Annotated in this window: 15 protein-coding genes, 1 tRNA gene and 1 pseudogene; 13 read left to right on the forward strand and 4 right to left on the reverse strand. The window is 56.3% G+C overall.

Annotated features, from left to right (window positions below; genetic code table 11):
• Positions 1-171: 171 nt before the first annotated feature.
• The 5 genes from pal to glmM all read left to right on the forward strand — a co-directional run bounded on the left by pal (position 172) and on the right by glmM (position 6,899).
• Positions 172-708 carry a peptidoglycan-associated lipoprotein Pal gene (gene pal / locus ATO67_RS03270; protein WP_067644350.1) on the forward strand — a complete coding sequence of 179 codons (537 nt, stop codon included), beginning with the start codon at positions 172-174 and terminating at the stop codon, positions 706-708.
• 156 nt (positions 709-864) lie between these two features.
• The gene (gene ybgF, locus ATO67_RS03275; protein ID WP_067645555.1) at positions 865-1,875 is read left to right on the forward strand and encodes a tol-pal system protein YbgF; all 1,011 of its coding nucleotides are present in this window, start codon (positions 865-867) and stop codon (positions 1,873-1,875) included.
• A 4-nt stretch (positions 1,876-1,879) separates the two neighbouring features.
• Entirely contained in the window at positions 1,880-3,214 is a 1,335-nt protein-coding gene (gene tilS, locus ATO67_RS03280) for a tRNA lysidine(34) synthetase TilS (RefSeq protein WP_245303813.1), read from the forward strand.
• A gap of 154 nt (positions 3,215-3,368) precedes the next feature.
• Complete coding sequence (gene ftsH, locus ATO67_RS03285; RefSeq protein WP_067644353.1) at positions 3,369-5,330, forward strand: ATP-dependent zinc metalloprotease FtsH; 1,962 nt, start codon at positions 3,369-3,371, stop codon at positions 5,328-5,330.
• A 216-nt stretch (positions 5,331-5,546) separates the two neighbouring features.
• Positions 5,547-6,899 carry a phosphoglucosamine mutase gene (gene glmM, locus ATO67_RS03290; RefSeq protein WP_067644356.1) on the forward strand — a complete coding sequence of 451 codons (1,353 nt, stop codon included), beginning with the start codon at positions 5,547-5,549 and terminating at the stop codon, positions 6,897-6,899.
• A gap of 61 nt (positions 6,900-6,960) precedes the next feature.
• On the opposite strand, the gene ATO67_RS03295 is transcribed toward glmM, so the two are convergent.
• Positions 6,961-8,637 (reverse strand): putative bifunctional diguanylate cyclase/phosphodiesterase, encoded by a 1,677-nt coding sequence (locus ATO67_RS03295; protein ID WP_245303815.1) that lies wholly within the window; start codon positions 8,635-8,637, stop codon positions 6,961-6,963.
• 64 nt (positions 8,638-8,701) lie between these two features.
• Between ATO67_RS03295 and ATO67_RS23440 the strand changes: the two genes are divergently transcribed.
• From ATO67_RS23440 to ATO67_RS03330, 8 genes are all read left to right on the forward strand, one after another.
• Complete coding sequence (locus ATO67_RS23440) at positions 8,702-8,872, forward strand: hypothetical protein (protein WP_245303817.1); 171 nt, start codon at positions 8,702-8,704, stop codon at positions 8,870-8,872.
• Between the two features lie 501 nt (positions 8,873-9,373).
• The gene (locus ATO67_RS03300) at positions 9,374-10,180 is read left to right on the forward strand and encodes an outer membrane protein (RefSeq protein WP_067644361.1); all 807 of its coding nucleotides are present in this window, start codon (positions 9,374-9,376) and stop codon (positions 10,178-10,180) included.
• Between the two features lie 212 nt (positions 10,181-10,392).
• Positions 10,393-11,571 carry a phosphoserine transaminase gene (locus ATO67_RS03305; protein WP_067644364.1) on the forward strand — a complete coding sequence of 393 codons (1,179 nt, stop codon included), beginning with the start codon at positions 10,393-10,395 and terminating at the stop codon, positions 11,569-11,571.
• Between the two features lie 75 nt (positions 11,572-11,646).
• Entirely contained in the window at positions 11,647-13,242 is a 1,596-nt protein-coding gene (gene serA, locus ATO67_RS03310) for a phosphoglycerate dehydrogenase (protein WP_067644367.1), read from the forward strand.
• A gap of 204 nt (positions 13,243-13,446) precedes the next feature.
• On the forward strand, positions 13,447-14,517 hold the full coding sequence (locus tag ATO67_RS03315; protein WP_067644369.1) for a Tim44 domain-containing protein: 1,071 nt from the start codon (positions 13,447-13,449) through the stop codon (positions 14,515-14,517).
• A 369-nt stretch (positions 14,518-14,886) separates the two neighbouring features.
• A complete protein-coding gene (locus ATO67_RS03320) occupies positions 14,887-16,074 on the forward strand; it encodes an OpgC family protein (protein ID WP_067644371.1) in 1,188 nt (395 codons plus the stop codon).
• Positions 16,075-16,248: 174 nt separating this feature from the next.
• The gene (gene mnmA / locus ATO67_RS03325; protein ID WP_067644374.1) at positions 16,249-17,445 is read left to right on the forward strand and encodes a tRNA 2-thiouridine(34) synthase MnmA; all 1,197 of its coding nucleotides are present in this window, start codon (positions 16,249-16,251) and stop codon (positions 17,443-17,445) included.
• A gap of 134 nt (positions 17,446-17,579) precedes the next feature.
• Positions 17,580-17,656: transfer RNA gene (locus ATO67_RS03330), tRNA-Met, on the forward strand.
• On the opposite strand, the gene ATO67_RS03335 is transcribed toward ATO67_RS03330, so the two are convergent.
• The 3 genes and pseudogenes from ATO67_RS03335 to ATO67_RS03345 form a co-directional block, all read right to left on the reverse strand.
• Positions 17,651-19,903, reverse strand: coding sequence for a glycosyltransferase family 4 protein (locus tag ATO67_RS03335; RefSeq protein ID WP_067644377.1), 2,253 nt, complete (start codon positions 19,901-19,903; stop codon positions 17,651-17,653). The genes ATO67_RS03330 and ATO67_RS03335 overlap by 6 nt on opposite strands.
• On the reverse strand, positions 19,900-23,142 hold the full coding sequence (locus tag ATO67_RS03340; RefSeq protein ID WP_082760142.1) for a glycosyltransferase: 3,243 nt from the start codon (positions 23,140-23,142) through the stop codon (positions 19,900-19,902). Before ATO67_RS03340 ends, ATO67_RS03335 begins: the two co-directional genes overlap by 4 nt.
• 98 nt (positions 23,143-23,240) lie before the next feature.
• Positions 23,241-24,395, reverse strand: a pseudogene (locus ATO67_RS03345) (glycosyltransferase family 1 protein); the annotation flags it as partial.
• Positions 24,396-24,415 lie beyond the last annotated feature (20 nt).

Below are 24,415 nucleotides of genomic sequence, written 5' to 3' on the forward strand. Positions count from 1 at the left end.
CCGTATTCTACGCATGCCCTTATCCGGAACTGCCTGCTTTCTTACCGCTACGTGTTGCGGGGACACAGAAAATGAGGCATTTCCTTTCTGTTAACCATAATTGTTTGGGGGCAATTAACTGCATTCGGTTATTGTCTGGCAACGTTACTGAATTCTAAGGAGAGACCGGCAATGAGCCGTACAAACACTTCGGCACTCGGCCCGATGCAGAGAATTGCCCGCAACCCGGCCATGATCGCTCTGACGCTTGCGCTTGCGCTGGCCGGTTGCGCCAACAAGAAGAACATGCCCAACAGTGCTGGCGAACTTGGCCTTGGCGGCGGCGCAGGCTCTGCAACGCCGGGCTCTGCCCAGGATTTCACCGTCAACGTCGGCGACCGTATCTTCTTCGATACCGACAGCACATCCATCCGCGCAGATGCGCAGCAGACGCTGCAGCGTCAGGCACAGTGGCTGGCTCGTTATCCAAACTACGCCATCACCGTTGAAGGCCACGCCGATGAGCGCGGCACACGCGAGTACAACTTGGCGCTCGGCGCACGCCGTGCCGCTTCGACCAAGCAGTTCCTGGCATCGCAGGGTGTTCCTGCAAACCGCATGAGGACCATTTCCTACGGTAAGGAACGTCCGGTTGCTGTTTGCGACGATATCTCCTGCTGGTCGCAGAACCGTCGCGCTGTCACCGTTCTCGGTGGCGCAGGCATGTAATTGCCTCGCAATTTTGTGAGGATGATTGAAAGGCGGTCTTCGGACCGCCTTTTGTTTTTTCCATAGTTTGGCCGAAGTTAAGTTGCTTTTTGATGCCAAATGGAAAAAATCCGGTTTTGCGTCGTTGGGGCGCAAATCAACCAGACAGGACGCAACATGAAGAAACTTGTGGTGGCGGGAATGCTGGGGCTTGCAGCCTGCACAGGCTTGAGCGGCACTGCCGTTTCAGGGCCGCTGTTTGGGTGGGGTGGGGGCTCTGGCACGGTCAATTCGCGACAAGCACCGGTGGTGAATGTTCAGGCGAATGACACCTACCGAGTACAACAACTGGAAGAACAGCTTCGTCAGCTCAACGGTCGTATCGAGGAAATGAGTTTCCAACTGCTGCAAATGCAGGAAACGATCCGCAAGGCGCAGGAAGACAACGAGTTCCGTTTTCAAGAACTTGAAGGCGGAAAGTCTGCCGCACCGACTGCACCGAAGAAGAAGGCCGAAGCCGATATTCCATCGTCGGGCGGCCAGGACGATGTCGCAACCATCATTGAAACGCCGTCCCAAGGCGGCGCTTCAATGGGTGGCACGCCGGGTGCAGGCCAAACGGCAACAGGTCCACGGAGCAATGCCGCTCCAGGTGAAACGACGCTCGGCTCGATCGAGCTCGACCAGCGCGGCATGCCGATTGGCGGTTCACTGAACAGCAACGCGCAGAATTCTGCAGGTGCTCTTCCCGGTGTTGAAACCGGTGGCTCCCCCAGCCCTGATCCGGTCAACACCGCAGCTTTGACCAGCGAGAACGATATCTACCAGGCGGCCTACAGCCACGTTCTGTCGGGTGATTACAAGGCGGCGGAAAAGGGCTTCGAGCAGTATATCCAGGGTTACCCCAAAGGCGCAAAAGCTGCGGACGCAAACTTCTGGCTGGGTGAGGCGCAATATAGCCAAGGCAAATTCACCGATTCAGCCAAGACGTTCCTGAACGCACACCAGACCTACAGCAAGTCGCCCAAGGCGCCTGAGATGCTACTAAAGCTCGGCATGTCTCTGGCTGCACTCGACAACAAGGAAACTGCCTGCGCAACACTTCGCGAAGTGCCAAAGCGTTATCCCAGCGCCTCCAAGACCGTTCTCGGCAAAGTCACGAGCGAACAGAAACGCCTGAGCTGCTGAGCAGGTGCTGACCGGTGATGGCGATCTGTCGTTTTCCGTAGAGCCGATTGCGCCCCTAGAGGCAGCGCGGCTGTTTATCGACAAAATTTCAAAGCCCGCCCGCATTCTCGTTGCCGTTTCCGGTGGCAGCGATTCGACCGGCCTGTTGATCGCGCTGCATCGGGTTTTGACCGATACGGGCAGCCGCGACATCTCGCTGCAAGCCGTGACAATCGACCACGCATTGCGTGGCGGGTCCGCGGATGAAGCGAGGGGCGTCGCAGAGCTTTGCGCCCGGCATGGCATTGTTCACCATATCCGCCGATGGGATGGTGACAAACCGGCCACCGGAATTTCAGCCGCCGCCCGGCTTGCACGGTATGCTTTGATTGGCGAAGTGGCAGCGGAGATCGGCGCTGATGTCATTGCGATTGGCCATACGCATGGCGATCAGCGGGAAACCATCGCCATGCGCAGCGCTCGAAGCCAGCGTCATGACAATCTCGGTCTCGCTGGTATGGCGGACGCGGTTCTCTATGCCGGTCGTCATTGGATCGTGCGCCCGTTTCTAGTCTCCACACGTCAGGATATTCGCGACTTCCTGAGAGAAAAGGGGCAATCCTGGTTCGATGACCCCACCAACAACGACGCCAAATACGAGCGGGTGCGGGTGCGGATTCGTCACTCGGAACCGCAAAGGACTTTGATTGATCAGTCAATCAACAGATCGATGCTATCTGCTGCGGCGGCGCACTGGATTGAAAAACAAGCCGAATCTCATCTTGACTGCCTGATCAAGATAAAACCCGCTGGTTTGCAGTCAGATACTGCCATCGTCCGGTATGCGCTCTCGGCGCTGGCGAGCGTCATCGGCGGCCGGCGCTTCGCAATGGCGGCGGATAGCATGGACAGGGTCATGGCATTCCTGTCCAAGGGTGAGCCAGGGCGGATAACGGCGAGCCGCGCGGTTTTCGAGCTGCGTAAGGATGCGCTTTATCTGATGCGGGAAACCCGGGACATACCATCCTTGGCGGTTGCCGCAGGTGCCACCGCCCTGTGGGACGAGCGATTCGAGATCACGAATCGGTCAACGCGTACCCTGTTGATTGGCGGCAAACACGCACGAATGGCGGTTGATCTGCCCGCCTCCATTCCAAAAAGCGTTGCGAAACGGGTAATGCAGATCACGCCTACCATTGAGGTCGAGGGTAACGAAGGGTCTGCTGCGGAGGCAGGGGAGGTTGATATTCGTCCGCTGCTTGTGCCTTACGATCTGTTTTTACCGCGGTTCGATCTCGAATTGGCGAACGTGATCGCCCGCCTTATCGGTCGTTCCGCCTACCCGCAGCCTCCGGTCTAGCCGAACCTGCGCTTTTCACACGGATTTTCTCAGAGTTTTTACCTCAAATCGCATCTGATGTCCCCGCCTGCCTTGGCAAGGGCGACTGTGCTCCTTATGTTAGGGTCAACATAATGGCGGGCGCGCATTTGCCCGTTGGAGTTCGGGGAGTTCGATGAACCCAAATTTTAGAAATTTCGCCTTGTGGGCAGTGATTGCTCTGTTGCTGATCGCATTGTTCAGCATGTTCCAGACATCACCGTCACAATCGGCTTCACGTGAGATTCCCTATTCGCAGTTTCTGCGCGATGTCGATTCCGGGCGTGTTCGTGACGTCACCGTTACCGGTAATCGCGTTCTCGGCACTTACAGCGATGGCGGCACTGCGTTTCAGACCTATTCGCCGGTGATCGATGATTCGCTGATGAATCGCCTTCAGGGTAAAAACGTCACCATCGTGGCGCGCCCTGAGAGCGACGGTTCATCCGGCTTCCTGAGCTACCTCGGTACGTTGCTGCCGATGTTCCTTATTCTGGGTGTATGGCTATTTTTCATGCGACAGATGCAGGGTGGCTCGCGTGGCGCGATGGGCTTTGGCAAGTCCAAGGCCAAGCTTTTGACCGAAGCGCATGGCCGGATCACCTTCGAAGATGTCGCCGGTGTCGATGAGGCAAAGCAGGATCTCGAAGAGATCGTGGAATTCCTGCGTGATCCGCAGAAGTTTCAGCGCCTCGGCGGCAAGATCCCACGCGGCGTTCTGCTCGTTGGCCCTCCGGGCACGGGTAAGACCCTGCTGGCTCGCTCCGTTGCGGGTGAGGCCAATGTACCTTTCTTTACGATTTCCGGTTCGGACTTCGTTGAAATGTTCGTCGGCGTTGGTGCGAGCCGTGTCCGCGACATGTTCGAGCAGGCCAAGAAGAACGCGCCCTGCATCATCTTCATCGACGAAATCGACGCGGTCGGTCGCCATCGTGGCGCCGGTCTCGGTGGTGGCAACGATGAACGCGAACAGACGCTGAACCAGCTTCTGGTCGAAATGGATGGTTTCGAAGCCAATGAGGGGATCATTCTCATTGCCGCTACCAACCGTCCTGATGTGCTTGACCCGGCTTTGCTGCGTCCAGGCCGCTTCGACCGTCAGGTTGTCGTGCCGAATCCTGACATTGTTGGTCGTGAACGCATCTTGAAGGTTCATGCTCGCAACGTGCCATTGGCACCGAACGTCGACCTGAAGGTTCTGGCTCGTGGTACGCCCGGTTTCTCCGGTGCTGACCTTGCGAACCTCGTCAATGAAGCAGCCCTTATGGCCGCACGTCGCAACAAGCGCGTGGTGACCATGGCCGAATTCGAAGACGCCAAGGACAAAATCATGATGGGTGCGGAGCGTCGCTCTTCCGCCATGACCGAGGCCGAAAAGAAGCTGACCGCCTACCACGAAGCCGGCCACGCGATTACAGCGCTGAAGGTGCCGGTTGCCGATCCGCTGCACAAGGCAACCATCATTCCGCGCGGTCGTGCGCTTGGCATGGTCATGCAGCTGCCTGAAGGCGACCGCTATTCCATGAGCTACAAGTGGATGGTTTCCCGTCTCGTTATCATGATGGGTGGCCGCGTGGCGGAAGAGCTGACCTTCGGCAAGGAAAACATTACCTCCGGCGCGTCGTCCGATATTGAGCAGGCCACCAAGCTTGCCCGTGCGATGGTCACGCAGTGGGGCTTCTCCGATGCGCTTGGTCAGGTTTCCTACGGTGAAAACCAGCAGGAAGTCTTCCTTGGTCACTCGGTTTCACAGTCCAAGAACGTTTCCGAGGCGACTGCACAGACGATCGACACCGAAGTTCGTCGTCTGATCGATGAAGCCTATACGGAAGCGCGTCGTATTCTGACGGAAAACCACGATGGCTTCGTTGCCATTGCCGAGGGTCTTCTCGAATATGAAACGCTGACAGGCGAAGAGATCAAGGCGCTGATCCGCGGCGAAAAGCCAGCACGTGATCTGGGCGATGATTCTCCGGGTCGTGGTTCTGCTGTTCCGAAAACCGGGACTAAGAAGGATGGTCCTACCGAAGCCAAGGGTGACGGTGAGACCAAGGGCGACGGCGAGGCTGAAGGCGGCCTTGAACCGCAACCGCGCTGATGTCTTGAACAGACTTGATATGAGGGCCGTCCGCTGTGCGGGCGGCCTTTTTCATTGTGCGTATGTTTCTGTCGCGCCAAACAGAGTTGGTAACAACATATATTGGCCTTTCGCGGTAATTGACGTGTTGTTTTCCGGCTTTTATGGCATCTAACCAGAAAGGCTTGGCGCGGTTTAAAAGCGCTTGCCGAGCACGGGACAAATTCTGGAGTTCACATGACACGTCGCTATTTCGGAACCGATGGTATTCGCGGGCAATCCAACGTCTTTCCGATGACGCCGGATCTGGCAATGCGGGTCGGTATCGCAGTCGGCACGATTTTCCGCCGTGGAAATCACCGCCATCGTGTTGTCATCGGCAAGGATACACGTCTGTCCGGCTATATGCTGGAAAACGCGCTTGTTGCCGGTTTTACCGCCGCTGGCCTCGATGTGTTTCTGCTCGGGCCGATCCCGACGCCTGCCGTGGCCATGCTGACGCGTTCGCTGCGCGCTGATATCGGAGTGATGATTTCTGCCTCGCACAATCCATTTTCCGATAATGGCATCAAGCTTTTCGGACCAGACGGGTACAAGCTTTCGGATGAGCTGGAACTCGAGATCGAAGATCTGCTGGACAAGGACATCTATTCGCAGCTTGCCAAGCCCCATGAAATCGGGCGAGCCAAGCGCGTGGATGGTGACATCTATCGCTATATCGAATTCGTCAAGCGTACCTTGCCCCGTGATGTGACACTGAGTGGTTTGAGGATTGCGATCGATTGCGCCAATGGCGCCGCCTACAAGGTGGCCCCGGCTGCCCTTTGGGAGCTTGGTGCGGAAGTCGTCACCATCGGCAATGAGCCGAACGGCACCAACATCAATTTCGAATGCGGCTCCACCCATCCCGAAACACTTCAACGCAAAGTCCACGAAGTTCGAGCCGATATCGGCATTGCGCTCGATGGTGACGCGGACCGCGTGATCATCGTTGACGAGTTGGGTCAGATTGTTGATGGCGATCAACTTATGGCGACGATTGCGGCTAGCTGGGCCGATGACAAAATCCTGCGTGGCGGCGGCATCGTCGCAACTGTCATGTCGAACCTTGGTCTTGAACGCTTCCTTGGAGACAAGGGCTTGACGCTGGCGCGCACCAAGGTTGGTGACCGTTACGTGGTGGAGCATATGCGTAACCACGATTTCAATGTCGGTGGAGAACAATCCGGCCACATCGTACTGTCTGATTACGGCACGACCGGCGATGGCCTTGTTGCCGCACTTCAGGTTCTTGCGCGGGTGAAGCGCTCCGGTCGTACGGTCAGCGAGGTCTGCCGCAAGTTCGAACCCGTGCCGCAATTGCTGAAAAACGTTCGCACAACCGGCGGCAAGCCGTTGGAAAACCCTGTGGTTCAGCAGGCGATTGCTGATGCTGAAAGCGCGCTGGCCAATAATGGCCGTCTGGTTATTCGCCCTTCTGGGACGGAACCGCTGATCCGCGTCATGGCGGAAGGCGATGACAGCGCGCAGGTTGAGCGCATCGTCAACGAACTGGTTGGCGTCATTTCCAACGCCAGATCGGCAGCGTAAAGTTCAGAGCTTCATGAAAAGGGTCAGCGGTGACGCTAGCCCTTTTTCACATCGTGCAATGTCATGCTGTGCGGTGATAAGACGGTTGAATCTCAGTTTCGGATGCAAGAAAATCGGAAATGGCGCTTTCTTTCATCGGGCGTGAGAACAGGTAACCCTGCACGAGATTGCCACCGAGATGGGTGATGAAGGCCATTTCTTCCTCGGTTTCGACACCTTCAACGATGGCATCAAGCCCCATTTCACGACTGAGTGTCAGCACGGATCTCACGATTTTCTCGCTGGCGGGATTGTTTTGGATTCCACGCACGAAGCTATGGTCGATCTTGATCTTGGTGAGCGGCAGGGAATGAAGCGACGTCAGGCTGGAATATCCCGTGCCAAAATCATCCAGTGAAATGCCGCAGCCGATCTGTTTCAGCAAGTCTACGGATTGGCGGGCCTGGCGTGTATCATGAATAAATGCTGTCTCCGTAATCTCGAGATCGAGACGCGAGGCATCGAAACCGCTTGTCTCGATTATGGCGATAATCGTCATCACTGCTTCCGGGCTGCTCAAATCCTGCGCCGAAAGATTAAAGGATAGCCTGACGGCATCAGGCCATTTGCGGGCGGCTTCCAATGCCTTTTTGAGCAGAGGTTTCGTCAGGCTGCCGATGATACCGGCACGCTCCGCAATTGGAATGAACTGCGCAGGCGACATATGTCCGAGAACGCTGCTATTCCAGCGGGCCAGAGCCTCGAAGCCGGTGGTTTTGTTCAGCGATACATCGATGATGGGTTGAAAGACGACAGACAGTTCCGCCATCAGATCGGCTTGTTTCAAGGTCTGTTCGATCCGCGCATCTCGATGGATTTCAGCGACGTGCCGGGCGGTGAACAGCGTGCTGTTGCCGCGCTTTTGCCGTTTGCCATGATAGAGGGCGTAATCTGCGCGGTCGAACAACTCTTCCGGTGACGATGCCAGATCAGGGAAGACCGCGATGCCAATGGAGCCGGAGATCATGATCGTCGCATCGGGAAGATTGAACGGCGAGCGCAACTGATCGCACATGCGGTCGCCCTCCGAGACGATGTTGCGATCGCAGGCGACGTCGGAAATGACAAAGGCAAATTCATCACCGCCGAGTCGTGCCAGAAACAGGTCGGTTGCGGCGAAATTTCGAGTGAGGCGGTCGCTCACTTCGATCAGCAGCCGGTCACCTGACGAGTGTCCATAGAGATCGTTGACGGGTTTGAAACCATCGAGATCAATTACACCGATGGCCAGACGGGTTTCGTTTTCGATAGCCAGTTGAAATGCTTCCGTCAGATGATTGAAAAACGCGCGCCGGTTTGGCAGTCCGGTGAGGCTGTCAATATTAGCCAGTCTCAGATTTTCATTGCTGAGCGCTTGGGTCTGTTGTTGTGCGCTGATCATTTTTTCGAAGTTGCGGTAGTTGACCGTCAGTACGGCCAGCATGCCGAAACTGACGAGCAGAATATTGACTGCAATGGCGATGAATGTGGCTTGGCCGGTCCACGCAAAAAATACGATGAATGTGCCATTGACGATGACGGCGACGAAGAAAGCCGCAGAGCGCACATGCATCAGACAGAAGATGCAGGAAATGACAGTGATAGCCATGTAAAAGGCAATGTGAGACTGCTGATACGCATCGCCATAGGGATAAAGCAGGAAAGACCACAGCGTGAAGGCGATGGAGATGCCGACCGACAGACGTTGCGTTCTCTTCAAGGAAGCAAAAGCTTCCCGCGCCGTTGGGATGACTTTGCGAGACTTCCACCAAAAGGCGACCCTGATGGCGCTGATGATTGAGAAAATCATCGGGACGACAATTGTCAGCCAGACCGGTGCTACGGACAGGTGTGTCGCGGCCAATGCCCAAGTGCTTGATATCAAGATAAAATACATGATCGGCATCTGCCTGCAAAACGCACGGTATTTCGCAATCAGCAGATCGGGATTGTGATCTGGTATTTTAACAAACTCGAGAAGGAGCTTCAGCGGCGTGTTCAAAGCTTGATAACCTTGAGAAAATTGTCTTTGCGACCTGCGGCACCGAAGTGCCGACGGAAGGCGAGGGACGGGATTCCCTATGGTATCAGCGCATCATGCCTGACCTGCACTCTTGCGTCGCTTCAAGTTCGCGACCGATACTCACTATGCAGCAGCATTGTTGTGATAAGGACAATAATATTAGCTAACAAAATATTATTCCGAATTCATACAGGGGTGGGTGATATATGACGCTCCAGGCGAAAATACCCGCATTCCGGGAGTTTTATTTTGCTTTTGATAGGGAGACTGCGGCCGAGTTGCTTGAAGAACATTAACCGTGTTTTTTAGTAAATCCAAACAAGGTACTTCGGATTTTAACAGGGATTTAACCATTTTCCTTCAGGCTTCGTAAATGAAGAATTTCACGGGTATTGCCGCGTTTGCCGCCTATACCGCTTAGGGAGCCGTCATTATGAAAAAGAGCCTGATCGGTATTGTCGCCGCTTTGATGGCAAGCCAAACCGCCTTCGCAGCCGATGTGTATCAGGAGCCGCCACCTGCATTCCCTGATCAGGCACCAGAAGTGACCGTTCAGGAAGCAAGCGGCTGGTACCTGCGCGGTGATGTCGGGTACTCGTTCAACAAGTCGCGGAGCTTTGAGTTCAGCCGCGCAGCAGGTGGAACAAACACCCTCATCCGCTCGTCAAGAACATCGTCGGATGACAGTTTCCTTTTCGGTGCGGGTGCCGGCTATCAGATCAACAACTACCTGCGTACAGACTTGACGTTCGACTACATGGGGAAATCCGACTATCGCGGTCAAGCCGATTCGGCTGGCGGTGGTATCGATAATTTCCGCTCATCAATGCGTGCCTACAGCCTGCTGGCCAACGCCTATGTCGATCTTGGAACATACGGTCGCATCACTCCTTATCTGGGTGCAGGTATCGGCGGAGCTCACGTCAAGTGGGATAAGGTTCAACTTGACAGCGGTTGCTGCGAGTTCGAAGGTAAAGGCAACTGGCGCTTTGCTTACGCGTTGATGGCTGGCGCATCTATTGACGTGACATGCAACCTCAAAGCCGACGTGGGTTACCGTTTCCGACAAATCGGCAGTGGTGAAATGTTTGGTGGTACTGGTGCTGTCAGTTCAGGACGTGACAAGGGTTTGACCTCGCATGAGGTTCGCCTAGGTGGCCGCTATGTCTTCAACGGTTGCGACACAGCACAGTATATCCCGCCGGCAGACATTCCGCTTCAGCCTGCGGTTTACAAATAACCGTTACGTTTGAGCTTTAGACATAGACCGCTCGTGTCCATCAAGGATGCGGGCGGTTTTCGCGTTTTGGGGGGTCTTCCTCTATGACGCATATGGGCCAAGATTCTTTTTGCTTGCGACATATTCTACTTGACTGCGACAGGCGACGAGCATAGCAACGACGGCAGGACACCTCTCCCTAACGAGAGGCGCCTATCTGAAAGGATAGTCAAATGACAGATATAGTGAAGCCGGACACCCGTCCGGGCAATACGCATTTTTCTTCTGGTCCCTGCTCCAAGCGCCCCGGTTGGTCGCTAGATGCTCTTGCCGATGCACCTCTTGGTCGTTCGCATCGCGCCAAGGTTGGCAAAGCCAAGCTCAAGCAGGCCATCGATCTTACCCGCGAAATTCTGAACGTTCCCGCCGATTATCGCATTGGTATCGTACCTGCGTCCGACACCGGCGCCGTTGAAATGGCTCTGTGGTCGCTGCTCGGCGATCGCGGCGTCGATATGGTTGCCTGGGAAAGCTTCGGTGCCGGTTGGGTAACCGACGTCGTCAAGCAATTGAAGCTCAAGGATGTTCGCAAGATCGAAGCCGATTATGGCGTTCTTCCAGACCTTTCCACAATCGATTTCGACCGTGACGTGGTCTTTACCTGGAATGGTACGACCTCTGGTGTTCGCGTTCCAAACGCTGATTTCATTCCCGCTGATCGCAAGGGCCTGACAATTTGCGACGCTACGTCCGCGGCATTTGCGCAAGACATGGACTTCTCCAAGCTCGACGTCGTGACCTTCTCCTGGCAGAAAGTCCTGGGCGGCGAGGGCGGTCACGGCGTCATCATCCTGTCGCCACGCGCCGTAGAGCGTCTGACGACATACGTCCCAGCATGGCCGTTGCCGAAGATTTTCCGCATGACATCAGGCGGCAAGCTTATCGAAGGCATCTTCACCGGCGAGACCATCAATACGCCGTCCATGCTGTGTGTCGAAGATTATATCGATGCGCTGTTGTGGGCGAAGAGCCTCGGCGGTCTCAACGCGCTTATGGCGCGTGCCGATGCAAACGCGAAAGTCATTTTCGATTTCGTAGCAGAACACAACTGGATTGCCAATCTGGCGGTGGTGGACGAGACGCGCTCCAACACGTCGGTCTGCATTAAGATCGTCTGCAAGGATGTCGCAGCTCTCGATGCTGCTGCGCAGGCCGATTTCGCCAAGGGCATGGTTGCCCTTCTCGAAAAGGAAAACGTGGCGCTCGATATCGGTGCCTATCGTGATGCGCCATCCGGTCTTCGCATCTGGGCCGGTGCGACCATCGAAACAGCCGATATGAAGGCCGTTATGCCTTGGTTGAAATGGGCATTCGAAACGCAGAAGGCTGCGGTTTTCAAGGCTGCTGCCTGATCTATTCCGGCCCTGCGACGGCAGGGCCGCGCATTTTCGCTTTCAAGACTGAACCCTTTTCAAGGAGCCCAAACCATGGCACCTCGCGTACTCGTATCTGACGAACTGTCGGAAACCGCCGTCCAGATTTTCCGCGATCGCGGCGTCGAAGTCGATTTCCAGCCGAAGCTCGGCAAGGACAAGGATAAGCTGGCCGAAATCATCGGTAATTATGATGGTCTGGCCATCCGCTCTGCCACCAAAGCTACGGAAAAGCTGATTGAAGCCGCTACCAACCTCAAGGTCATCGGCCGCGCCGGTATCGGTGTCGACAACGTCGATATTCCAGCGGCGTCGCGTCGCGGTATCATCGTCATGAACACCCCGTTCGGTAACTCCATCACCACAGCTGAACATGCCATCGCGCTGATGTTTGCCGTTGCTCGCCAGCTTCCTTCCGCCGATACGTCCACGCAGGCTGGCAAGTGGGAAAAGTCCAAGTTCATGGGTGTCGAAATCACCGGCAAGACGCTTGGTGTCATCGGTGCTGGCAACATTGGCGGCATCGTCTGCTCGCGTGCCATCGGCCTCAAGATGAACGTTCTGGCCTACGACCCATTCCTGTCGCCAGAGCGCGCGCAGGAAATGGGCGTGACCAAGGTCGAGCTGGACGAATTGCTGGCACAGGCCGATTTCATCACGCTTCACGTTCCGATGACGGACAAGACCCGCGGCATTCTCGGCGCTGAAAACATTGCCAAGACCAAGCCTGGCGTTCGCATCATCAATTGCGCTCGTGGTGGCCTTGTGGATGAGGCAGCACTTGCCGAGGCCATCAAGTCCGGCCACGTTGCCGGTGCCGGTTTCGACGTGTTCGAAGTCGAGCCTGCGACCGAGAGCCCGCTTTTTGGCCTGCCGAATGTCGTTTGCACGCCGCATCTCGGTGCATCCACCACCGAGGCGCAGGAAAACGTGGCGCTTCAGGTTGCCGAACAGATGTCGGATTACCTGATCAAGGGTGCTGTTTCCAACGCCATCAACATGCCGTCGATCACCGCTGACGAAGCACCACGCCTGAAGCCGTTCATCAAGCTGGCAGACGTTCTCGGTTCCTTCGTTGGTCAGGTGCAGGAAAGCGCCACCAAGGAAATCGAAATTCTCTACGATGGCGCAACCGCCAACATGAACACCAAGGCGCTGACATCTGCGCTGCTGGCCGGTCTTATCCGTCCGCAGGTTGCCGATGTGAACATGGTTTCCGCACCTGTCATGATCAAGGAAAAGGGTATTATTCTTTCCGAAGTCAAGCGCGACAAGACCGGCGTTTACGATGGTTTCATCAAGCTGACCGTGAAGACCGAAAACCAGGTCCGCTCCGTTGCCGGAACGGTGTTTTCGGACGGTAAGGCTCGCTTCATACAGATCAAGAACATCAACATGGATGCCGATGTCGGTCAGCACATGATCTACATCACCAACACAGACGTTCCCGGCATGATCGGCTTCATGGGCACCACGCTCGGCGAAGCCGGCGTCAACATCGCCAACTTCCAGCTGGGTCGCGAAAAGGAAAGCGGCGATGCGATTGCGCTGCTTTATGTCGATGGCCCGGTTTCCGAAGAGGTGCTGGACAAGCTGCGCGCCAACCCGGCCATCCGCCAGGTCAAGTCACTGTCTTTCAACATCGACTGAGACTTTCGCCTTACATTCTATCGCAGTCATCACCCGGCACAGGAGAAATTCTGTGTCGGGCTTTTTGTATTTACGATCAAATATTTATCTATGGTTGTATATCACGAAAAATTTTATGCCATTCCCCTAAAAATGATGATCCATAGTTGCTATATCGACGATGATGAGCCGATCCTTGGGAGGGCGGCGTAATAGGAGAAGACGATGTTTGCTGCCATTAGGCGCTTTAGAGGTTTGTTTGCTGTTGCCGCATTGGGCATAGCAGTGTCATTCATTGCTGTGGATATGGCCGAAGCACGACGGGCAAGCGGCGGATTTGGCAGCCGTGGTACTCGGACCTTTTCTGCGCCGCCTGCGACAGCGACCACGCCAGGCCAGGCCGCCCCGATCAACCGTAGCATGACCCCGAATACCAATCAGGCGACACAGCCCGGTGGCGCGGCACGTCCTGCGGCCCAGGCTCCGCAACAGAGCCGCGGTATGTTTGGTGGCATGATGGGCGGCCTCATGGGTGGCTTGCTGATGGGTGGCCTGTTCGGCATGCTCATGGGCGGTGGCTTTGGCGGTATGGCCGGTTTCTTCGGCCTGTTGATCCAGGGTCTCCTGATTGGCGGTCTCGTGATGCTGGCTATGCGTTTCTTCGCATCGCGCCGTCAGGGCAAGCCTGCTTTCGGCGGTGCGGCTGGTAACGACTCTGCGCGCAACGACTATTCCGCGCCGCAGAGCAACCAGAATTCGATGGGTGGCTTCAAGATCCCGCAGATGGGCTCCAAGGCCGGTTCTTTCAGTGGTGCTGCCGCCGCTGAAACGACTGCCCCTGTTGCGCCAAAGCCGGTGCCGCATGAAAATGCCATGTCGGAAGGTGACGAAATCGGCGTGACACAGGTCGATCTGGAAACTTTCCAGAAGACGTTGCAGAACGTTCAGGCCGCTTATGCTGCCGAGGACTACGGTACACTTCGCAAGCTGACGACGCCGGAAGCCATGTCCTATCTGGCCGAGGAACTGAGCGACCATGCCACAAGCGGCGTTAAGAACGACGTGCGTGACGTGACCCTGTTGCAGGGTGATGTTTCAGAGGCCTGGCATGAAGAGGGCAAGGACTACGCCACCGTCGCCATGCGCTACTCCGCGATCGACGTGATGCGTGACCGTAACACCGGCAAGATCGTTGAGGGTGACGAGCACAAGCCGGAAGAATCGACTGAGCTGTGGACGTTCGTTCGACAGAATGGTTCGGAATGGCAGGTTGCCGCTATCCAGGCCGCTGCCTGACAGGTTGAAAAAACTGAATAAAAATGTGGCCGGTGCAGAGCTCTTCTGCACCGGCCACATGCGTTCTGAAGCCCCTGTATTTCAGGCGATCTCGGCATTTCAACCCCTAAGTCCTTGTTCCTGCTTGCCGCAGTTCATCCACGCAATTGCCCTTTTTTATTCATCCGGTGTTCAGTTGGTCCGCTCTAACCAAGGGTGGAACACAGCAATGTGAAATCATAGCGAGCGCTAAAACTTCGTTTTTATCGGAACCGTAGCTTTAAAACCGCGTTCACGATCCAAGTCAGGATGGCGACCCAAGATCCATCCAGTCGTTCGGATCAGGCAACTTTTGTTCAAAGGCGCCTGCGAGTATGGAGAGCAATCTAAATGAAACGCTTCGACCTGATCGATGGGATGCGAGGGTATTTTCTCGTCTTCATGCTTATCAACCACCTCGTTTTTGCAGGCGGTCTTTGGCTGATGGAAATCAACCATAGACAACTCGCATTCGTGGAGGACGCGCAGGGATTCGTGTTCCTGTCCGGTCTGCTGATCGGTATGGTCTATGCACGAAAGATGATGAAATACGGATATGAGCAGGGTCGCGACCTCATCTGGGCGCGGGCACTCGAGCTTTATAAATATGCAATGGGCCTTGTCATTGCGGTTCTGTTTGTTCGCATGGTCATCCCGCACGCACCATACATCTGGTACAATTGGTTGGGCATGACATCGTTTGACGATCCGCTGCGCCTGGCGGCAATTGCCACTTTCCTCTTCCAACCAACCTTCATGGATATCCTGCCGCAGTATATCGTCTACATGGTGTTTGCACCGTTGCTGGTGAAGCTTTGCCTGGATGGCAAGTGGGCCTACGTCGTCGCTGGCTCGTTGCTGGTCTGGATGGCCGGTCAGTTGGGCTTGCAGCAACTGTTTACCGCGCCTGTGAACGAGCTCGTCAAAGGTGCAGATGAGCAGGGCATTCGCGTCAGCTTCAACCTGTTCGGCTGGCAGCTCGTGTTCTATTCCGCTCTGGTGATGGGTGCTATGACGGCGCAGAACAAGATTGCCTGGACGAAGATTTTCTCGCCGCAACGTAGCTGGATTCCCAAGGCTGCTCTGCTGGTATGCCTTTTCTTCGTTCCGCTTCGCATCGCAACCGCCTGGAATCTGATGCCTGAGTTCATGCTGGGCAAATTCTCGACAATGGAAATCCGCGCCGACTTCGGTCCGGTTTATCTCATCAACTTCCTCGCCGTTGCCGTTGGCCTGACATGGTTGCTGATCGCCGGTCCGAAGCACCACAACCCGCTGGTCCAGAAGGCTGCTGCCGCTGTAATCTGGGTTCTGTCGCTGAAGTTCCTGCAGCTTCTGGGGCGCCACTCGCTTCAGGTCTATGTCTGGCACGTCGCGATCGTCTACGGCATCTATTACCTCGATGGCCGCACCGCAGAGCTGACGCAGGTCGAAAAGACAATCATCGCGCTGGTTGGTGTGGCGATGCTGGCTCTTCCTGCCCTGTGGCGCGAACGCGAAAAGTGGATTGGCAGTGGCCAGAAGACCGCTGGCGCGTAACGTACAAACTTGATTTCCCATTCGTAGAGGGCGGCTATGTCGCCCTCTACTTGCGTGTTGGCTGATTTTTTTCTATATGCAGGCCTGAAAAATCTGGCTGAACGCCTAGTGGCGATCCAGATACGACAGGCGGCGGGGCCTTGAACCCCGGTATGACTGACGATTGGAAAACACGTGAACACGCTCGACTTTGATAAGAAGCCGGAAGATACCCGTATTGTGGTCGCCATGTCCGGCGGTGTCGACTCTTCGGTGGTTGCTGGCATTCTGAAACGCGAGGGCTATGATGTTCTCGGCATTACCCTTCAGCTGTATGATCATGGTGCCGCTGTGCATCGAGCTGGCTCCTGCTGCGCTGGCCAGGATATCGATGACGCTCGGCGGGTATGCGAAACGTTTGGCATTCCTCATTACGTTCTCGACTACGAGGCACGTTTTCGCGAAACCGTTATCAACCCCTTTGCCGAAGCCTATGCAATGGGCGAAACGCCTGTTCCTTGCGTAGCGTGCAATCAGACGGTCAAATTTGCCGATCTTCTAGCAACCGCCCAAGAACTGGGTGCCGATGCTTTGGCAACCGGACATTATATCCGCTCGCGGCTCAACCCTGTCGCCGGTCATCCCAATCGCCGCGCGCTGTATCGCCCAATTGACAGTGACAGGGACCAGAGCTGGTTTCTGTTTGCCACGACGCAGAAACAGATCGATTATCTGCGCTTCCCGTTGGGCGGCCTCTCGAAGGCGGAGACGCGTGAGCTTGCCGAAGAAATGGGTCTGGTCGTCGCCAAGAAGGCAGACAGCCAGGACATCTGTTTCGTGCCGCAGGGCAAATATACCGATATCATCAACAAGCTGAAGCCGAACGCGGCTCTGGTCGGCGATATCGTCCATCTCGACGGGCGCGTGCTGGGGCGTCATGACGGCATCGTTCACTACACCATCGGCCAGCGGCGCGGCATCGGTGTTGCAACCGGTGAGCCACTCTACGTCGTGCATCTGGATGCCCGCGGCCGCCGCGTCATTGTCGGCCCACGCGAGGCGCTGGAAACTCACCGCGTCTATCTGCGTGATATGAACTGGCTGGGCGATGCATCGCTGACGGAAGATGCAGGGCAAGGCTTTGCGTGTTTTGCCAAGGTGCGCTCCACACGCCCGCCCATGGAGGCCGTGATTCACAGCGATGAGCGCGGCGTCTATGTCGATCTGTCGGTCGGTGAAGCAGGTGTGGCACCGGGCCAGGCCTGCGTGCTCTACTCCGCACCCGGCCCGGATGCGCGCGTTTACGGCGGAGGGTTCATTGAACGTTCTGAACGATCCGCCGACGCGGAAGCCTCCTTGAAGACGCTTCTGCAAAGGCCGGTGGCTGCTTGAAACGACAGGCTTTTTAGCGCGACGCAGAAAGCGGTCCTTTTTGCACATCTTGCGCTTGACACTTTAGGGAGCGGCACCTTATAAGCCGCTCATCCTTTGGAACGGACAGTTATAAAACTGTCACGTGCCTCTGTGGCGGGGTAGCTCAGGTGGTTAGAGCAGCGGAATCATAATCCGCGTGTCGGGGGTTCAAGTCCCTCTCCCGCTACCACTTTTCCAGATTTATCTGATGTTTCAATATCTCCGCAAGCGGTTGATGCACTGAGCGTTTACCGTTGAAAAAACGAGCGCCTAGCAATCCGTTCTCGCAGGCACGGTCGTCGTCCCAGCCGGGGTGGTTGAGGATGGGGTAGAGGCAGATGCCTTCTATGGGTACGCCTTGTCTCATGGCAGCGGTGACTTCTGTGTGGATGTAGGACATCCAGCTTGCTCTCCTGTCTCCTTCGATGCCTGTTTCGGCAATGAAAATTGGTTTGCCGTAGCGGGCGTAGGTCTCTGTCAGGATGGTTCTGAACGGTTTGTAGAGGGGATGGTCCATGTCGATGGGCAGGCCGCCGTGGATCCATTGGTTGTTGTGGTAGTAGTTGACGCCGATGATATCGAGATATTTGTCGGCTCCACCGATTTGCGGCCATATTCGGCCTGACAGCAGGTCCCAGCCCTGAAATTGCGATTGACGATGGCCTTCTGCCACGCCTCTTTCCCAAGGGCGTGAGGGGTCGGTGATGACGTTGATGACTGGGTCGCAATGGACGAAGCGCGCTCTGCTATCCACTGCCAGAATGGCATCCATTGCAGCAATGGCGGCACGTGCCAGCTGAACTTTCAACTCGAAGCCGCGCCCGTGGGCGAAAGGATTGAGATAGCCTGCATCTCCGCCACCCCATGAGAAGAACGAGATTTCGTTGACGGGCGAATAGTAGGGAATTTCGCCGGTCTGCTCTTTAATGAGCTTTGCGGTAGCGGTGGCAAATGCGGCGAAGCGGTCCACGAAATGCGGCGACCAGATATCGATATCGTCCGGCCATCCATAATGCAGGAGGTCCCAGATCACCTGTGTGTTGGTGTCCTTCGCTGCATTCAGCATCGGTATGAAACTCGACCAATCGTAGTGGCAGGGCGCCTTTTCGATCAGGTGCCAGCGCAACCCATCGCGCACGGTGCGGATGGAGTAGGATGCGAGTTGCCGGTAATCTTCTGTCGCATAAACGTCGTGTTCGGTAGCGGCGATGACATCAAGCCGCTTACCGATGGTCTGACCGTCTCGTGGGCGCAGGCGATGGGTTGAGCACTCGAACCCGCCTTGAAGAAAAGACTGGAGCAATCCTGTCGGGCCGGATGCCGGTCTCTCCGCGATCACGGCGTTGATGAGGCGCTCCCATTGCGGAACGACCGCAGAGGCGCTGTAGCTGGCTTCTACCTTGTGGCGAAGAGCCTGCCCAAGCGTCTCGCGCAAGCTTGCGGAAGTGCTGAGCCTTATGATCGCATCAGCAACGGACGAGGGGGAGTTGTAAGGCACGAACAGGCCGGAGACGCCGTCTTTGATCTGCTGCAGCGCGCCATTGTCTGGTGTGGCGATAACAGGCAGCGCCGCTGCTCCTGCTTCCGCGATCACATGTGGCATTCCTTCGCCTCTGGAAAGCCAAACGAAAATGTCGAGAGCCGAAAGAAGGGCGGGGATGTCCTTTCTGTCTCCGAGAAAGCTTAGGACATCATCCAGTTGTTTCGACGTCGCCAATGCCCGCAACTGCTCGGCATAGTCTGGCATGAATGCATCTGGCCCGCCGATGATCACGAACCGGACATTGGTATCTTGAGCGTGCACCAGCGCCGCTGCTTCGATAAAGTCCTCGACGTTCTTCTTCGGGTCCAGCCTTCCGACCCAGCCGACGAGGAGCCTGTTTTCATCTACACCCAGTGAACGGCGAATGGCTGCTCGTCCTTTATGATCGAACTCGGAGAGATCGACCATGGACGGTATTTCAATGACGTCATGCTCGCGACCCGGCATGACGGACGCAGCCGCGTCACATATGGATCGGCAAACGCCGACATAGCGGCTGGTGAAGTGCTTCGGCCCGGCCAGCGCTTCGGAGACCAGTCCGCCGTGTTCGATCAGTGGTGGGCGCCAGTGAAGATGCTCCAGCGCAGGGTAGATGTCAGCCACGTTCTGGCAGGAAATGACGACGTCGTAGCCCGGTATCTTGTTTGCGAGGTAGGACGCCGTGTCCTCGAAAGACATGTCGTAGGGCGCAGTGTCGACATCGACGCCAAGTTCACTCAGTTGCTCATGCGTCTGACGCGGCATGTTCGGTTTGTGAAAACATGCCACGACTTCGATGCGGTAGCGGGTGGGATCGAGATTGCGGGCCAGTAGCCGAACCTCTGTCTCCTCTCCACCCACGACGAGCCACGCGAAGACGAACAGGATGCGAATAGGCGGCTCTTGCGGCGTCATTTGTGAACCTTGAAAACGATCTGCATAAATTCCGGGCGGTTGGTAACGAGGTCGGCGAGGAAGTCCGGCCCGTCCTCAAGAGGGACGATGTGCGTTATCATTTGATCGCGGATGATGCCGCCGTGGCTCTTCAGCAGGCTCATGGTTTCATGGGCGAGACGTCGCCTGTCCCATTGACCGGAAAGCCCTCGCGGCACGCGGTTGATCTGGGCGCAGCGAATGTTGAGGCCATTATGGTGGAACTCCTCGCCCAACCGCAGACGGTCCGCGCCGCCTTGGTAGAAGGCGAGATCGATGACCGTTCCTTGCGGGCGCAACGCCTTCAACGCAATATGGAGGCTTTCCGCATGGGCGCGGGTCTGGAAGACGATATCGGCACCGCGGTCGCTGCCGCCATTGTGCCAACGTGCCTTGGCATGCTGCCATGCATCATGCTCCGTCATCGCAGTGAAGCCCATGGCTTCGGCCTTTTTACGCCTGAACTCTGATGGATCAGCAATGATGATGCCGAGCGCGCCAGCCCTTTGCGCGAATAGCGCCGTCATCAGGCCGACGGTGCCGGCGCCAACGATAATGACGTGTCGTCCGGCAATACCTGCTCCAAATGATGGGACATTGCTCCCAAGGAGGTCTGCATCTGCATGCAGGATACCATTGGCGGCGATGGGGCTCATCTGTGCAGCGAATACGCCGAGAATAGGGTCGATACCATCAGGCAGTGGAACCAGCACATCATGAAACGGGTCGGCGGTGTGGCCGCTTTTGTGACCGTAGGTTCCCGCGACGACATCGCCGGGTTGGAAGCCAGCTGCTTGGGATTCCGATACGCGGGCGACTTCCATGTAACCGAGAAACGGTACGGGATAATGCAAATCAGGTTCGTTTTCGAGAAAGACACCTCTGTTCCCATCGAACCGTGAGTGGAAATAGGGGTTGGTGTTCTTCATGAACGTCAACTCGGTTCCCGCAGAAAAACCGGTATAGAGGGTTTCCAGACGGACCTGACCATCAGAGGGTGGGCCTTCTTCGTAATCGAACAGGTAGGCTTTTCCCGGAGCCTCGATGCCAAGCGAGCGGATGATGCGATGACCCGGAGCAAGCCCTTGCGGTTCTTCCGTGCGGGATGGGTGAGCCAGAGGGGCCGGTGGATTGCGAGTAACAGCCGTATGCTCAAGTCTCACTGGCTCACCGTCTCGTGCCGATGTGGCAACCGCCAATGCGACGCGGTGCGTGACCAGGGCATCCTGATAGGTGCAGCGAATGTGATTTTCGCCGCCGCTGATAGCGTCGATGAAATCGCGGTCTTCACGCCAGACCGGATCGCCTTGCGCGTGACGGACAGGTCTTCCGGCGCCGACATCCACCATGATGTCGTGATCCGTCAGTTCGATGGCCAGGCGGTCCGCGAAGATGTTGAGGCCAACCTTGTGGCTCCATCCCAGCAGACAGGTGGAAGAAATGTTGGCGATGACGCCGGACTGAAACGTTAGACTTGCTGTCGTGACCGCTGGCACATCGAGATCGGGAAAATCCGGGCGATCCTTGAAGCCGACACGGCCATAAACATCGGTAACTTCGCCGACGAGATAACGGGCAAGATCGATGATGTGGGTTGCCTGCTCCACCATCTGGCCGCCTGAGAGCTCGGATTTCCACCACCATTGCGGCGGTGGGGTCTGGTCCAGCCAGTAACCTGAAAGAAGTTGTGCGGGGTTGTCAGCCAGACGGTTGCGCGCCTCATCGACGGTATCGAGGTAACGCCAGTGGTAACCGACACCCGTTATCAGCTTTGCGGCTTCGATGGCGGTGCTGAGTTCTTCGGCTAAAGCGAGATCGAGCGTGATCGGCTTTTCGACGAAGAAGGGTATTGCGCGGCTGATCAGATCGCGCTCCGCATCTCCATGGGCGAAGGGGGGAATGCAGATATAGACCGCATCCAACGTCTCCTGCTCCAGCATTGCGCGGTGATTATCGAAGGCTTTTGCACCGAAGCGAGAGGCGGCCTGCTCAGCGCGTGCGAAATCCGGATCGGCAAATGCGACAAGTGCGACGTCCTCAAAACCGGCGAGAATATCCAGATGGCGGTTCGCAATACCGCCGACACCGATAAAGCCGATGCGTGCCTTTTTCATGGAAACGTGTCCTTGTATGGGTTGAGTGTGGCGAGAAAGAACGCGTCGGTAAACTGCTGCGGTTTCGGTCGCCATGCGTTGAGCTGAGAATTCATTGTTGAAGCGTGTGCAGCCAGCTTGTCCGATGGCCTTGGTCTTTGCAGGGTCATTGAGAGCGTCGATCACCGCAGCGGCCAGAGAGATAGGGTTTCCAGCTTCGGCCAGGAATGGATGCTGCGCTTCCAAGGCCTCTATGTTGCCGCCAATACTGGTTGCGACGACCGGTAGCCCAATCGACATGGCTTCCAGTACCGCAAGCGGCAGTCCTTCGAACCGCGATGGTAAGACGAAAAGATCGGCGCTGGCCATGAGGTCGGCAATATCACTGCGGTGACCGGCAAACAGCACGTGTTCTCTCAAAGAGAGCTCATCGACCAAGGCCTTGACCGCTTTCAGCTCCTCACCTTTGCCGACCAGAAGAAGCACGGTGGACGGGTGAGCGGCGAGAATGATGGGTAAAGCTTTGATCAGTGTGGTGTGGTCTTTTTGCCGGGAAAATCGGGCAACCGTAATGAGAACTTTTTTACCCTTGAGATCATCGGTCAGGTCGATGTGCCGGTCCTGTCGGCACTCCAATGCAAATGTGCCATTGCGCACCACTGTCACGTCATCGGGATCGACGCCATTGTCTTCGAAACTGGCTTTGGATGCCTGTGAGACGACGATACGATGAGCAAGTGACGCGCATTCGCGTTCATATTCACGCTTCTGATCGCCATCCGTCAGAAGGTAGGGCAGATGTTCCGTTCTGATGACGGGAATATTGCAGGCAATGCCTGCTCTGGCGGTCTTGTGTCCTTCCCAACCAATGCCCGCGTGGACGTGAAGCAGCGAGGCGTCCGAGGTTTTCAGCCATTTTGAAAATTCTGCATCGTCGCTGAAGCTTTTGACGGCCAGACCATGACGTGCGGCTTTCGAAATCAATTCGTCCGAAGTGCCGGATGGTGCTGCAATGGTGACATCCCAACCATCGCCCAACGCTCGACCGAGCGTCAGCATGTGTTCACCCATGCCGGACGGGTCGAGACTGTCAGTTGCAAGGACGATCCTATGACGACCGTTGCTCATAGGCCGCTGACAGCCGCGATGTCGTTGTGTGACACGACAGAAGGTTGGCTCTGTTTGCGGATCACAGGCTGAGCAGTGGTGACAGCCGCGTAGGGATGTCTCCGAACCGCTTCATCCATCAACGCCTTCATGCCGAGAAACGTCTTGTTCCAGGATGACGCGTCGAGCATGACGTCGACAGGGACCAACCAGTTCTGACCGGACTTTTTCAAAGCAAGCGCTTCATCGCAGGCTTTTGCAAACCCGGCAGCATCGGCGGCAACAAAAACGCCTTCGACCTCCCCGTAGTGACGCATGACATCGGTAATCGGTGTGCTGACCACCGGACGACCTGCCGCGAGATATTCGGGCGTCTTCGTTGGACTGATGAATTGCGTCGAGCTGTTCAGTGCAAAGGGCATGAGTGCTGCGTCCCACCCGGAGAGATAGGCGGGCAATTCCCTGTAATCTTTCTGACCGAGGTAGTGAATATTGAGAGCTCTCGGAAGGTCTTCAGGCGCAATTTTCGCCACCGGGCCGATGATGATGAAGGAGAGTTGCGGTCTGGCTTTGGCCACTGCTTCGATCAACGCCAGATCCAGACGCTCATCTATAACGCCGTAATAGCCGACTTTCGGGCCAGGTATCGACATCTGATCTGCTGGCTCCTGCCGATCCCTACGGGCGGCATGGAAATGCGCGACATCCACGCCCGAGGGGAAGGCATGAATGTTGTCATGCCGATCGCGTTTCGCCTCGTAAAGGCTGTAACCGCCGGTGAAGACGACGTCGGCGCGCGCCATCAGCGCTGCTTCCATTTCCTTCATGCGTTGAGGTGCAAACTTGAAATTCGCCAGCTCATCCATGCAGTCATAAACAACTGCCGATGCATCGACGTGGTGTGCGAAGCCGTACATCGCAGGTGTGTAGAACCAGAGGATAGGCAGCGCCGCGCCATACATTGCCAACAGGTCATCCAGCAATTTGGCAAGGGCGCGTTCGCGATCAGCTTCGCTCCACCAGTGGGGGATGCGAGGACGCACGGATTTGACCGTCGTACCCTCGAAAGGATGAATTTCGAGATAGGCGAGGTGGTGGTCTGTCGGGATGAATTCTTCGAAGAAGAACACCGCTCTGTCCTTGGCAAAGCGTTCCATCAGATGTTGCGGACGCTGAAGAACGAAATCCCACCGCAGGTGCGAAAAACAGATGAGCGGCGCGTTGCGCTCGTTCATTGCATGTAGTGGTGAAGATATCGAACTGGAGAGATTCATTGGTGCATCCGCGTTTGAGG

It is taken from the genome of Agrobacterium bohemicum (assembly GCF_001562555.1).
Classification (GTDB): Bacteria; Pseudomonadota; Alphaproteobacteria; order Rhizobiales; family Rhizobiaceae; genus Agrobacterium; species Agrobacterium bohemicum.